General features: G+C 65.5%; 9 protein-coding genes. 4 read left to right on the plus strand and 5 right to left on the minus strand.

The window, feature by feature from the left end; translation table 11 throughout:
• Positions 1 to 10 precede the first annotated feature (10 nt).
• The 4 genes from I4X03_RS03865 to tatC all read left to right on the plus strand — a co-directional run bounded on the left by I4X03_RS03865 (position 11) and on the right by tatC (position 1,981).
• Entirely contained in the window at positions 11 to 382 is a 372-nt protein-coding gene (locus tag I4X03_RS03865; protein WP_223465879.1) for a histidine triad nucleotide-binding protein, read from the plus strand.
• An 81-nt stretch (positions 383 to 463) separates the two neighbouring features.
• Positions 464 to 688 (plus strand): Sec-independent protein translocase subunit TatA, encoded by a 225-nt coding sequence (gene tatA, locus I4X03_RS03870; RefSeq protein WP_223465884.1) that lies wholly within the window; start codon positions 464 to 466, stop codon positions 686 to 688.
• Between the two features lie 51 nt (positions 689 to 739).
• Positions 740 to 1,225: a Sec-independent protein translocase protein TatB gene (tatB, locus tag I4X03_RS03875; RefSeq protein WP_223465890.1), complete on the plus strand. Its 486-nt coding sequence runs from the start codon at positions 740 to 742 to the stop codon at positions 1,223 to 1,225.
• The gene (tatC, locus tag I4X03_RS03880; RefSeq protein WP_223465898.1) at positions 1,226 to 1,981 is read left to right on the plus strand and encodes a twin-arginine translocase subunit TatC; all 756 of its coding nucleotides are present in this window, start codon (positions 1,226 to 1,228) and stop codon (positions 1,979 to 1,981) included.
• Position 1,982: 1 nt separating this feature from the next.
• Here tatC and I4X03_RS03885 read toward each other — a convergent pair whose 3' ends face one another.
• From I4X03_RS03885 to I4X03_RS03905, 5 genes are all read right to left on the minus strand, one after another.
• Positions 1,983 to 3,725, minus strand: coding sequence for an extracellular catalytic domain type 1 short-chain-length polyhydroxyalkanoate depolymerase (locus tag I4X03_RS03885; protein ID WP_370660479.1), 1,743 nt, complete (start codon positions 3,723 to 3,725; stop codon positions 1,983 to 1,985).
• A gap of 271 nt (positions 3,726 to 3,996) precedes the next feature.
• A complete protein-coding gene (locus I4X03_RS03890) occupies positions 3,997 to 4,797 on the minus strand; it encodes a CsgG/HfaB family protein (protein WP_223465900.1) in 801 nt (266 codons plus the stop codon).
• Between the two features lie 197 nt (positions 4,798 to 4,994).
• The gene (locus I4X03_RS03895; RefSeq protein WP_223465902.1) at positions 4,995 to 6,860 is read right to left on the minus strand and encodes a DUF885 domain-containing protein; all 1,866 of its coding nucleotides are present in this window, start codon (positions 6,858 to 6,860) and stop codon (positions 4,995 to 4,997) included.
• 114 nt (positions 6,861 to 6,974) lie between these two features.
• Complete coding sequence (locus I4X03_RS03900) at positions 6,975 to 11,078, minus strand: DEAD/DEAH box helicase (RefSeq protein ID WP_223465904.1); 4,104 nt, start codon at positions 11,076 to 11,078, stop codon at positions 6,975 to 6,977.
• Complete coding sequence (locus I4X03_RS03905; RefSeq protein ID WP_223465905.1) at positions 11,075 to 13,012, minus strand: prolyl oligopeptidase family serine peptidase; 1,938 nt, start codon at positions 13,010 to 13,012, stop codon at positions 11,075 to 11,077. Before I4X03_RS03905 ends, I4X03_RS03900 begins: the two co-directional genes overlap by 4 nt.
• Positions 13,013 to 13,127 lie beyond the last annotated feature (115 nt).

Raw genomic sequence — 13,127 nt, forward strand, 5'->3', positions numbered from 1 at the left:
GGACGCCACCATGACCAACTGTATTTTCTGCAAGATCGCTGCAAAACAGATTCCAGCCGACATTGTCTATGAAGACGACGAGTTGCTTGTGTTTAAGGACATCCACCCGGCCGCGCCGGTGCACCTGCTGGTGATTCCAAAGGAGCACGTGGCCACTTTGTCGGAATGTAACGGCAGCCATGCTGCGATGCTGGGCCGCATGATGACCCTGGTACCGCAGCTTGCCGCTGAACATGGTTGCGCCGTCAGCTATGATGAGCAGGGCCAGCCGGGCGGCGGCTACAAGACGCTGATTAACAGCGGCCCGGACGGGGGCCAGGAGGTGTACCATCTGCACTTGCACATGTACGGCGGTCCGCGCCCCTGGAAGGGCCAGCGCTAATTCTGACGTAGCCAAAGCGCATCGCGTAAAATACCGCAGGTTTCATGGATATGGGCCGTTGTCGCCCGCAAGGAGAAAATGATGGGTTCAATGAGTATTTGGCACTGGCTGATCGTGCTGGTCGTAATTCTGCTGGTGTTCGGCACTAAAAAGCTGGGCAATATGGGTGGTGATATCGGCAAGGCAGTCAAGGGTTTCAAGGACGGCGTCAAGGGCGAGGAAGACAAGCCTGCGGCAACCACAACCCAGCACGTCGCTGACAAGTCCACCATCGACGTCGACACGAAAGAGAAGACGAAGCTGTAAGCCGGCGCGGCGTGTGTCGTCACACGCCTGCCAGCCCAGGTTTCACCCTCAATGATCGATCTCGGACTCTCCAAACTCGCCATTATCGGCGTGGTCGCACTGGTAGTCATCGGCCCCGAAAAGCTGCCCAAAGTAGCGCGCATGGCCGGGACCCTGTACGGCCGTGCCCAGCGCTACCTGCACGACATCAAATCCGAAGTCAGCCGCGAAATCGAGCTCGACGAACTGCGCAACCTGCAGAAGGAAGTGGAAGAAACCGCCCACTCCATCAAGGAAAATGTCGAGCACAGCCTGGCCGAGAGCCGCGACGACGTCGAGGCCGCATGGCGCGGCCACGAGATGTCGCCCGGCGTTGCCGCTACCATGGAAGACCTCGAGCGCAAGGCGCGCGACTTCCGGCGCAAGAAGCTGGTGCGCAATTCCGCCGTGCCCGGCTGGTACAAAAAACGCCATGGCGGCAAGACCCACATCATGTCGGGCGCGGCCCGCGTGCGCAAGTTCCGCCCCGGCGTTCAATCCAAATCTTCGTTCTTCTAAATGACTGAAAAATCTGCGGGCGAAGAGACCTTCATCTCCCACCTGATCGAACTGCGCGACCGCCTGGTCAAGGCCTCGATCGGCATTGCCCTGGTGTTCGGCGTGCTGGCCATGTGGCCCGGCCCGGCCGCGATCTACGACATCATTGCCGCGCCGATGATCGCCGCGTTGCCGGTCGGATCGAAAATGATCGCCACCGGCGTGATTTCGCCGTTCCTGGTACCGATGAAGGTGACGCTGCTGCTGGCCTTCATGCTGGCATTGCCCTGGGTGTTCTACCAGGTCTGGGCGTTCATCGCGCCCGGCTTGTATGCCCACGAGAAAAAACTGGTGCTGCCGCTGGTGGTCTCGTCCTCGCTGCTGTTCGTCGGCGGCGTCGCGTTTTGTTATTTCTTTGTGTTCGGGCGCGTATTCGCGTTCATCTCGGGCTTCTCGCCCGAATCGATCGCGGTCACGCCGGACATTGAAAACTATCTCGATTTCGTGATGTCGATGTGCCTGGCCTTCGGCGTGACCTTCGAGGTGCCGGTGGTCGTCGTGATCCTGGTGCGCATGGGCATCGTCAGCGTCGCCAAGCTGAAGGAAATCCGGTCGTACGTGATTGTTGGCGCGTTTGTGATTGCCGCCATCGTCACGCCGCCGGACGTGGTCAGCCAGCTGGCGCTGGCCATCCCGATGTGCCTGCTCTACGAGCTGGGCCTGCTGCTGGCGCCGATTTTCGTGCGCGCAACGCAGGCCCCGGAAGAGCCGGTCTGACTTACGGACAATTGCCGATCACGTAATACCCGGCCGAGGTCTGCGCCAGCGTGTTCGTGTAGAAAGTGTTGTTCAATCCCATATTCTGGTTAGAACCGGTCGCCAGCGCGTAGCCGCCGCTGTTGTACGCCCGTCCCGCCTGCACGTGGGCGTAGTTGCTGGAGTTGGTCGTGGTGCAGGTGAACGAGGAATTGGTCGTGCCCTGCACCGCGCCCGACAGCCCGCTTTCCGACGTGCCCGCCAAGGTCGACGCCTGGTAGCTGTAGGTGGTGCTGGCGGCCAGGCCGGTGTCGGTGAAAGCGGTGCCCGCCACCGGCGAGGCGTTGACCTTCACGCCATTGCGGTACACGTTGTAGCCGGTGGCGCCGGAGGCGGCGCTCCACGACAGCGCGATCGAACTGGCGGTCTTGGTGCCGATCGCCAGCCCGGACGGCGGCAGCACCGCCGGCGGCGAGCCGACCAGGAAGCCCGGAATGTTGCACACCGCCGAGGTCAAGCCCTTGACGCTGTCGGTCGCCGTCACGGTGCCGCTGTAGTTGCCGTCGGCGCGCGAAGCATACTGCTTGCTGAAGCTGGCGCTGCTGCCTGCGGCCGCATCATTGACCGGCGTCGGCCCGTTCAGCACCACCTTGTAGCTGGTGACCGAACCGCCGACGCTGCTGCCGGCGCCCATCACCGTCACCGTGCTGCCCGACACCGTCGCGCTGCACGACGCCATCACCGGCGCTGGCACCTGCGCCACCCGCAGGTTGTTGGTGGACCAGAAGTTCATCAGGAACATCGGGTAGTTGACCTTGGTGGCATCGACGTAACTGGCGTTCTGCCCGCCCGTGCCGGCCGGCCAGGCGTGCGCCATGCCGGTCACGGTGATTTGCGACGTGCGTACCTTGCCATTGCTGTCCTTGTACTGGATATCGCTGCCGCCGGTGGCCACCGGGACCGCCGCGCTCTGGGTGAAGCTGCCGCCATAGCTCAGGCGCATGGCAGCGGCGTCCATCGGACCGTACGCCTGCGCCACCGTATAGTCGGTGGTGCCCCAGATCACGCTGGCAATCTGCGTGCTGAAGCTGGGCGCATAGCTGCCGGCCCACTGGGTGCACTTGTTTGAGGCCGTGGTGGCGGTGAAGCCAGCCGGGACGTAACCGATCTGGGCGGTCGTGGTGCCGGGCGGCGGACCGGCGTTGATGCCGGTGCCGGCAAAGATGTCCGGTGCAATACAGCCAAGCGCCATCGTCTGGCCGCCGCCCGACGACAGGCCGGTGATGTAGACCTGTTTCGGGTCGATCGCATACTGGGTGTTGTTGACGAAGCGGTTGACCAGGTCGAGCAGGATGCCGTCATGGCCGGTGCTGCGGTTGCGCGTGGTGCGCGCGTAATCCCAGCAATGCGAGCCGTACACGTTGCCGGTGGCGTTAGGCGCGACCACCACCGCGCCGTACTGGTCGGCCGCGGCTTTCCAGTTGAAGCCGCCATCGGTGGCGCTGTTGATCACGTCGCCCGCCGCCGTCTGGGCGCAGCCGTGCAGCACGATGACCAGCGCGCGCTTGCCCGCCAGTGCGGGCTGGGTCGCCGGCCAGTAGTAGTAGCCGGTCAGGGCGCCGCCATTGACGGTGTCGTTCGCCCATGTCTGGTTCGCGCTCCAGGTGCCGGGGCCGGCCTGGACCTGGGCCTGGGCGGCGCCAGGCGCCAACAGCGCAAGTGTCGCGCCCCATGCTGCCAGTGTCGGTGTCATTCTGAATGCCATGTCCTGTCTCCGTTCTTGTATATATAAAGTGTGGTGCGGCGTCCACGAGGAGGACAGGCGAAGCGATGCCGCCGCATCCGGAACGTGGTTGTGTGGAATGGTGAAGATGATGACCGCGCGGGGAGGCATTGGCGGCCGGGCAATATACGCAGAAAATCACAGCCCGGAGCAAGTGTACTGCGATTGTTTGGAAGAAAAACGGATGTTCGCGGTTCGTTCTGGCACGCCGCGTGTGCGTAAATGCACACGCGGGTGAAACCGCTGGCCTGCCTTAATTGGTTTTGAGAACGCCGCCGGTGCCCAGGCCGCCCTCGACGGACTGCGCCTTGTAGGTGCGCACCGCCTTGACCATCTGGTTGTACGAGTCCATGAAAGCGGCCGTCAGCACCTTGCCTTGCGGGGTCTTCGAGAAGCCGCCGCCGCCCGCGCCGGCGCCATTGAACAGCGCGCCGACCACGCCGAAGTCCCAGTTGCTGGCGCTGCCTTCCGCCGCCGCCAGCTGGATGCCGGAGCGGTTGTCGGTCAACAGCAACATGGCCGACGCTTCGTTCGAGGTCATCGACCCGCCGATCAGCGAGGCCACCGCGCCGATCCGCCCGCCCACCAGGCCGCCCAGCCCGCGCGTGCCCTTCGCAGCGAACGACACCGACGGCGTGGCGGTGTAGTCGGCCGCCACCATCATGCCCTTGCCCAGGTTGCTGCTCTTGCGCAGCTCGCCCGACTGCATCAGTTCGCGCTCGCCCTGCATATTGTTGAAGGCGCGGCCGCGTTCGACGATCACAAAGCAGTTGGACTGCTGGATGATCAGGCGCAGCAGCGGCACCGTGCTCTGGATGCGGTATTCGGCGGTGAGCTGGTGCAGCCATGGCTGGTTGGCCTCCTCCACGATGGCCAGCGTGCCGAGCGTTTTGTCGCAGCGCTCGAGCTGGCTGTTGGCGTTCTGCGCTGTGGCGCCGCCGGCCGAGCCGGTGGCCACGGTCTTGGCGGACGGATCGCCCAGGCTGGGCTGCATGTTGGCGCATGCGCTCAGCAGCAGCGGCAGGAGGATGACAATGGCGCTTGCGTTCTTCATCGGCTGGTTCCTGTGGTCAAGTTGATCGGACTTCGGTGTGCCAGCTATCGTAGCGCTGTGCCCGGCGAGCAACTTGTCTGGGGTCAAGCGAGGGTGAAGATAAAAAACGCCTCAGTGTGGGATCCAGCGTCATCCCCGCGCACGACGCGTGTAAAAAAAGGCGCCGCAGCGCCTTTTCTTATCTTCTTCCCGTCGCTTTATCGCATCAGCTCGCGGATCACCCGCACCGGCGCGCTGCCGTAACTGAGGAACTGCTGGTGGAAGTCCTTCAGGTCGAAGCGCGCGCCGAGCGCCTGCTTGCGCTCCTCGCGCAGCTCCATGATGTCGCTGTAGCCGCTGAAATAGCTGGTCAGCTGCACCGAACTGACCTTGGCGCGGTGCCACTTTTCGGTCGCTTCGCTGCGGGTCTGGAAGGCCTGGCGTTCCAGCATGTCCACCGCCTGCGCTTCGTTCGCGCCCAGCACGTGCACGCTGTAGTCGAGGATCGTGTTGGTGACCACGCGCAGGTTCCACTTCGACCACATCAGCCACATCTCCGGCGTGTTGTCGCCGTAGCCCGATTCGAGCATCATGCGCTCGCCGTAGACGGCCCAGCCCTCGATCATCGCGCCATTACCGAACAGCGACTTGACCAGCGACGGCGACTTGTTCGCGTACACCAGCTGCGCGTAGTGGCCCGGGATCGCTTCGTGGATATTCAGGATCTGCAGCATCCAGTGGTTATATTCGCGCAGGTTGCTTTCTGCCTGCTCCGCACTCAGGCCATCGAGCGGTGTGACATTGTAGAAGGTGCGGTCCTGCGGACGGTACGGGCCGGGCGCCTCGATGCTGGCGCCGGCCACGCCGCGCTGGTACATCGGCGTCTCGCGCACTTCCAGCGGCTTGTCGGGATCTAGCGTCAGCAGGTTTTTGCTGGTGACCCATTCCTGCAGCACCGGGATCTGGCGGCGGATCTCGGCGAAGAACTGGTCGCGCGGCACGTGGTTGGCCGACAGGCGGTCGATCACCATGCCGATTTTCCTGATGCGGTCGGCCGGCTTCGGCGTCGCGCCCATGACCTTCGGCCACAGCTCGTCGGACAGCGCGTTCATGCGGGCGTGCAGTTCGTCGCGGGCGGCCAATGCCTTGCGGTAGGTCTGTTCGGCCGAATTGCCGGACTGGATATCGTACTTGAACTTCTGTTCGTACAGCGCTTTGCCGATGCGGAATGGGCGCGCGTTGCCTGCTGTCTGCTGCTGCCGGTCGAGCGCGATCAGGAAGTCGACGTAGCCGAGCAGCGCGGTGCCGGCATTGGCGATGCGCGAGGCAAACAGGTTCTTTTCCGCGGTCGTCAGGATCGATTCCTGCGCGGCCTTGCCAAGTTCGGCCAGCACCGCCAGAGTGCCGGGCGCCTGGGTCAGCGCCAGCTGCAGGTGTTCATGCGTCGGGTTCTTGATGCTCGATTGCGCGGCGGCGAAGTAGGCCGGTACGTGGGTGATCCGCTTGAGCAGGGTGCGCAGGCGCTGCGGCTTGGAGGCGTACGGGGTATTCAGGACCACATCGATGGGCTGCGCGATGTTGTACAGCGAGGGATTCCACTCGTATTCCTTGAACGTGGTCAGGTACCAGCGGTCGCTTTCGAGCTTGTTGACCAGGAGGGCGAGGTCGGTGCGCTGCTTGTCCGACAGCTTGTTCGGATCGAGCCTGCCGAATTTTTCCAGCCACTCGCTGGTGAACGCCAGGTACTGCGTGCGCATCGCCGCGCTCGGGATGGTCAGGTTGGCGGCGCCTTCATATTTGCCGACGGTGATCGCGGACTCGGGATCGATCTTCCACAGCGCGACCAAAAACTGCATGCTGCGGGTATTGAAGGTGCGGTCCTGCGCCTTGTCGGTGGATGCCGGCTGCGCCGCCGCGGCTGCCACTGCCTTCTTCTTCGCCACTGGCGCCTTGGCCTTGGCGGTCTTTCCCTTGATCGTCTTGGTGGCCTTGGCCTTGCCCTGCTTTTTTGGCTTGGCCGCGCCGGCAGGCGCAAGGGCGAAGGAAGTTAGCAGGATAGCCAGGGCTATTTTGGTTTTAATCATGTGTATGGCCTCGTAAATACTTGGGCGTGAAGCGTGATGATGCGCACGCGCGACGGGCCGTCAGATTAGCATTAATCGCTAAAGCGGAGCCCGTTTTGTAACATCGCCCGGACGTCAATGTCCCAGTCCTTCCTGCAGCATGCGCATCATGTCCGCCGGGGACATGCGCGCCGCCGCGTCGCTGCCGTCGAGCAGGCTGTCGGCCAGGTCGCGCTTGTGCTTGTGCAGGTCGACGATGCCTTCCTCGATGGTGTTTTTCGCCACCAGCCGGTAGATCGTCACGGGCCGCTGCTGGCCCATGCGGTGGGCGCGGTCCGAAGCCTGGTCTTCGACCGCCGGATTCCACCACGGGTCCATATGGATCACGTAGTCGGCCGCCGTCAGGTTGATGCCTACCCCGCCCGCCTTCAGGCTGATCAGGAAAACATCGCCCTGGCCGGCCTGGAAGGCATCCACGCGCTCCTTGCGGGCCTGCATCGGGGTCGCGCCGTCGAGGTACTGGTAGCCGATGCCGCGCGCATCGAGGTGCTTGCGGATCAGGGTCAGGTGATCGACGAACTGGCTGAACACCAGCACCTTGTGGCGGTTTTCCAGCAGGTCGTCGAGCAGGCCGCCGAACACGGTCAGCTTGCTGCTCTGGAGGCCCAGCTCGGGCGCCACCAGCTGCGGATTGCAGCAGGCGCGGCGCAGCTTCATCATCTCGGCCAGGATCTGGATCGATTTCTGGTTCTCCGGGCCTTCCATCGATGCCAGCTTGGCCAGCGCGTCGCGCCGCAGCGATTCGTACAGCGCCGCTTCGTCTTCGGTCAGTTCGACCGGCAGCACGATCTCGGTGCGCGGCGGCAGTTCGGACAGCACCTGCGCCTTGGTGCGGCGCAGGATGAACGGCTGGATCAGGCGCTTGAGGCGGGCGCGCGCGCCGGCGGCCGCGCGCTTGTCCTGGGCCCGTTCGATCGGACCGGCGAACTTCAGGTTGAACTGGTCGCTGGTGCCGAGCAAGCCCGGATTAATAAAGCGGAACAGGTTCCACAGCTCGCCCAGGTGGTTCTCCAGCGGCGTGCCGGTGGCCACCATGCGGAATTCGCCTTGCAGCGCCATGACCGCGTGCGAGCGCTTGGTGGCCGTATTCTTGATCGCCTGGGCTTCATCGAGCACGATGGTGTTCCATTTGACCTTGGCGAAGCGGTCCGCCTCGAGCTGCAGCAGGCCATAGCTGACGATCACCAGGTCGAATGGCGCGACGTCGTCCAGCATCGCGCCGCGGTCGCCGGCGCCAAACAGCTTGACGTTCAGGGTCGGCGCGAAACGCGCCGCCTCGCTCATCCAGTTCATGCACACCGAGGTCGGCGCCACCACCAGGGTTGGCCCGCCTGGCGCCCGCAGCAAGATCAGCGCGAGCGCCTGCAGGGTTTTGCCAAGGCCCATATCGTCGGCCAGGCAGGCGCCGACGCCCCAGTGGGCCAGCCGTGCCAGCCACTCGAAGCCTTCGACCTGGTAGTCGCGCAGGTCGGCTTGCAGCGTCGACGGCAGCGTCGGCGTGTAGACGGCGCTGGCGTCGATGCGTGCCAGGTGTTCCTTCCACAGCTTGTCGGCCTTGACGCCGCCGGCATCGGCCGCCAGTTCCTGCAGCGCGAAGCTGGCCAGCGGGTGCACGCGCACGTCGTCGCCGTGCTGCTCGCCGAACGAGGCCAGCTCCATCAGGCGGCGGTGCAGTTCCGAGCTGAGCGCCACGAACTGGTTGTCGGCCAGTTCGACGAAACGTCCCTTGCTGGACTTGAGCATCTCCAGCAGGGTGCGCAGGTCGAGCACCTTGTCCTCATCGACCTGCACTTCGCCGTCGGCGGCAAACCAGTCCTTGTCGCGCTTGATCGAGATGCGCACCGATTTCGAATCGACCTTGCGCGTCACCCTGAACGACTGGCCCTCCGGCCAGGCGATGGTCACCTGCGCGGGGTCCAGTTCCTGCAATTGGGCGAGCAGTTCCAGGCACGCCACCGGCTGCCCAAGCAGCCATTCGCCGTGATCCGATTCCGCCTCTTCCAGCGCGGTGCAGGCGCCGATCAGCTGGCGCTCCGCCTCGCGCTCGGCGTTCAGGTCGCGCCTGGCTTCGGTGCGCACGCCATCGACGTCGGCGATCACGCCTTCAGCGCCGCTGCCCGGCGCGTAATAGGCGCCTGTGTCGGGCAGGGGGCGCACCAGCACCTGCATCTTCAGGCCATGCTGGTAGGGCAGCAGGTGCACGTGCATGCGGCCGTCGGCCGCCACCTGGGCGATGTCGGCGGCGCTGCTGCCGATGTCGGACTGCACGGTGACGATCGAGGAAATGGCGCTGATCGCCTTGAGTACCTGCTTTTCCGCGTGCAGCGGCACTTCCAGGCCCTGCCCGATGATGGCGCCGACGCTGCGGTGCTCGGGCCTGACCCGCACAACCCGCAGCCGCGTCGGCGTTTCGCGCGTGACGCATACATCGTCTTCGCCTGCGCCGATAGGCGGCTGCATGGTGATCGTGACGGTGTCGCGGTTGGCGCGCACCAGCAGTTCCGGTTCGCCCGGCAGGACCTCGACCCGGGTGCCGGGCGCGCTTTTCCAGAACAGCAGCGGATGGCCAACCAGTTCCAGCACGGCTTTGTGGGCGTCGAGCAGGTATTGATTGCCGCCGTAGAAGCGGTGCGTCTCGATCAGGGCGATCGCGGCCAGGTCGTGCGCGCTGACGAATTCGAGTTGCTTCGCCTCGCTGTGGAGCCGCTTGAGGCTGACCGGGCGGCCCTTGCTCCAGCCGCCGCGCGCGTCGCGGCGCTGCTCCAGCGGCTCGACGTCGCGCACGCCGTAGTTGGCGTCGTAGTCGATCAGCCAGGCCAGCCGTCCTTCCTTGACCACCTCGGTGGTGGTTGCCGGCTGCAGGTTGATCAGCGCGTTCAGCTGGCGCTGCCATGCTTCCTCGCGCTCGAACCATGCCGTCATGTCGGGCAGGCGATGGCGCTGGCGCAGCGCGATGGCGCGCTGTTCATGGACGATGCTGCCCAGCTGCCCGAGCAGCGCGGCCAGTTGCGCCGAAATCAGGTCGAAGCCGGCCAGCTCGGACTGTTCCAGCATCTGTTCGAGGCCGGCGCGGCGCTCGGCCAGCTGCGGCAGCGACAGCCAGTAGTGCATCAGCGCGCGGAACATGAAAGGCTGCATCGCCGCTTCCCAGTTCCGTGACGGCAGCACGTCGACATCGACGGTGCCGCCGCGAATCCGCCGCAGCATGCTCAGTTGTTCGTAGACCGCGGTGTCGTGGCTCTGCACGGCGCGGGTGGCGGTATCGAGGTAGCTCTCGGCGAGCTTGTCGCATTTCGGGTCGCCTGAGCGGATCAGCGCCAGCACGTACAGATGGCCGCCAATGCCGGAGAAGCACATCTTGCGCTTGCCGGTTTCGCGGCGCAGCAGCTTGAGGGCCTGCTCGAAGCCGGCCAGCGCAGGGGCGTGGCCGTCGCGCAGCAGTTCGATGACGCTGCGGAAGAACAGCGCCAGCGAGGCGTCGAGATCGGACAGCAGCGCGCCGGCGTCGTCCAGCCGGCCGCACAGGATCAGGTGTTCGGCCAGCACGATGCGCAAGCTCATCGAGGCGGCGTGCTGCGCCACGTGGCGCTCGGCGCAGGCGCGCACCGCGCTGGCGCTGGCCGGGTCGCGCTGGACATGGCAGACCACCACCGTGAGCACCTCGTCCACCAGTTGCGGATGGATGTAGCCGATCAGCTCCGCATCGAACGGACGGGCGCAGATGTCGACCAGCGGGTGCAGGTAGGCCGCTTCGTGGCATTCAAGGCAGGCCGCCAGCAGCATCGCGATGTGGCGCGGGTCGTCGCGGCCGAACAGCGCCATGCGCAACAGCGCGACGCCCTGGCGATAGCTGCGCAGGATGAGAAAACCTTGCCAGTTCTTGCGCAGCGGCGTGCACTCCTCGTAAGCCCGGCGCAGCGCAAGCAGGGTGCGGCTGTTGATCGCATGCCTGATGGCGGGCCAGGCGGCGTCAAGCGCGACCGCATGGCCGCGTCCTGTGATGGTGCTGGCCAGTTCCGCCTTGCGCAGGCGCGCAATGCTGTCTTCCACGTCAAAGGCGGGCAGGCCTGCTGCCGTCAGGTGTTCCTTGATGCGGACCGCGCCCATCGGCTCGCCCGCCAGGGCCAGCAGGGCGAGCAGCAGCTTGTCTTCGTCCCTGAGTGAATCGAATACCGTCATTCAGTTTCCGGCATGTTCTCGATTTCCACCGGCGCCACCGCGCCGGGCCCTGCAAGGCCGAAGATGCGCTGGTAGAAGTACAGCTCCGCCTCCAGCGTGCGGACGATGCTGTCGGCCTTGCGGAAGCCATGGCCTTCGCCTTCCAGCGTCATGTAGGCCACCGGTACGCCGCTGGCGCGCAGGGCGTCGACCATCATCGACGACTGCTGCGGCGGCACCACCTTGTCGTCCAGGCCCTGGAAGAAGATCATCGGGCGCTTCAGCTGGGCGGTGTGGTTGATCGGCGAGCGCAGCATGTACAGCGCTTCCGATTCCGGCTTGGGGGCGATCAGGTATTCGTTGTAGTGCGATTCGAACTTGTGCGAGTCCAGGTCCAGTCCTTTGAGGTCGGACACGCCGTAATAGCTGGCGCCGGCCTTGAACACGTCATGGAAGGTCAGCGCGCACAGCGTGGTGAGGCCGCCCGCGCTGGAGCCGCGGATGACCAGCCGGTCCGGGTCGGCCAGGCCGCGCATGGCCAGGTAGCGCGCGCCGGCGACGCAGTCTTCGACATCGACGATGCCCCACTGGCCCTTGAGCGCATCGCGGTAGTCGCGTCCGAAGCCGGTGCTGCCGCCGTAGTTCACGTCGAGCACCGCGAAGCCGCGGCTGGTCCAGAACTGGGTCGCCAGCTTCAGCGTGCTGGTCGCCATGCCGGTCGGGCCGCCGTGGCCGATCACGATCAGCGGCGGCTTGCCGCCATCGGCCGGCTGCACGCCGGCATTGCACGGCGGGTAGTGGAACGCGTGCGCGGTGCGCCCGCCGGTGCTGGTGTAGCTGATGCTCTCGGGGACCGACAGGTAGGCCGCCGGCGGCAGCTCGGTGATCGAATGGGCCAGCACCTCGCGGCGGCCGCTGGCCAGGTCGATGCGCGCCAGTTCGAGCGGAATGGCCGGGGCCCCGCCAAGCAGCGCGACGCTGTCGCCGAAGACGCGCAGCTCGCGGATCTCCTGGTACGGGTTGGCGATGGATTCCAGCTTGCCGCTGTCCCTCGATAGCCGCGCCAGGCGGCTGACGCCATTCTCAATGTAGGTGCAGACGATCTCGTCGCTTGAACGGAAGCCGTACATCGAACCGCCGAAATTCCAGTGCGGCGCGCCGAATTCGGCCGCGCGCTTGCACAGCGCCTGTGCGCTGCCGCCCGCGAGGCGGTACAGGTTCCACCAGCCGCTGCGGTCCGATACAAAATGCAGCAGGCCGGCCGGCGACCATTCTGGCTGGCAGATCGATTCTTCAGGCCCGCCAGCGACCAGGCGCGGGTTCGACACGGCGCCGTCCGCGCCAAGGTCGGCCAGCCACAGCTCGGTGCCCTGCCACGGCATGCGTGGGTGGTTCCAGCTCAGCCAGGCCAGCGAGCGGCCGTCCGGCGACAGCCGCGGCGCGGCGTAAAAGTCGCTGCCCTGCACCAGCACCGTTTCGCTGCCGTCGAAGCCGACCGCGCATACCGTGTTGACGGGGTAAGCGCCGCCCGCGCTGTGGTCTTCGCGCACCGTGACCAGCCGCGAGCGCGCCGTGTCGGCGACGAAGTCGGCGTAGCGCATCGCGCCTTCTGGCGTCAGCGGCACGGGCGCGGCGCCGTCGGCGGCAACATACAGGCGGTTGTCGGCGAAGTGGGAGAACCACACCGTGCCGCCCGCGACCAGGCATGCGCCGCCGCCATACTCGTGCACCCGCGAGCGCACATTGAACGGCGCCGGGGTGACCTCGGTGACGGATTCGCCGCGCTGGCGCATCAGTGTCGTGCGCCCGCCTTCGCTGGCACGGCCGACCAGCCAGTAGCAGTCAAGGCCATCGAGCGCGACCTGCGACAGCGGGGCGGCGCCGGCGGCGACCATGCTGGCGCTGATGGGGGATGGCCAGGCGCCGAATGGCGCTGTGTGTTCAGGTGTGGTCATGGGGGATTTTGCGCAGGTTGGGGGCAGGCCAGCATGATAAAGAATACACCGGCGCGCCGCAACGCGCCCTGTGCATGCGCTTGGCCGGGCCGGGGAATGCGATAATAACGCCTTT

Source organism: Massilia soli, assembly GCF_016809835.1.
In the GTDB taxonomy this organism is placed as follows: domain Bacteria; phylum Pseudomonadota; class Gammaproteobacteria; order Burkholderiales; family Burkholderiaceae_D; genus Telluria_A; species Telluria_A soli.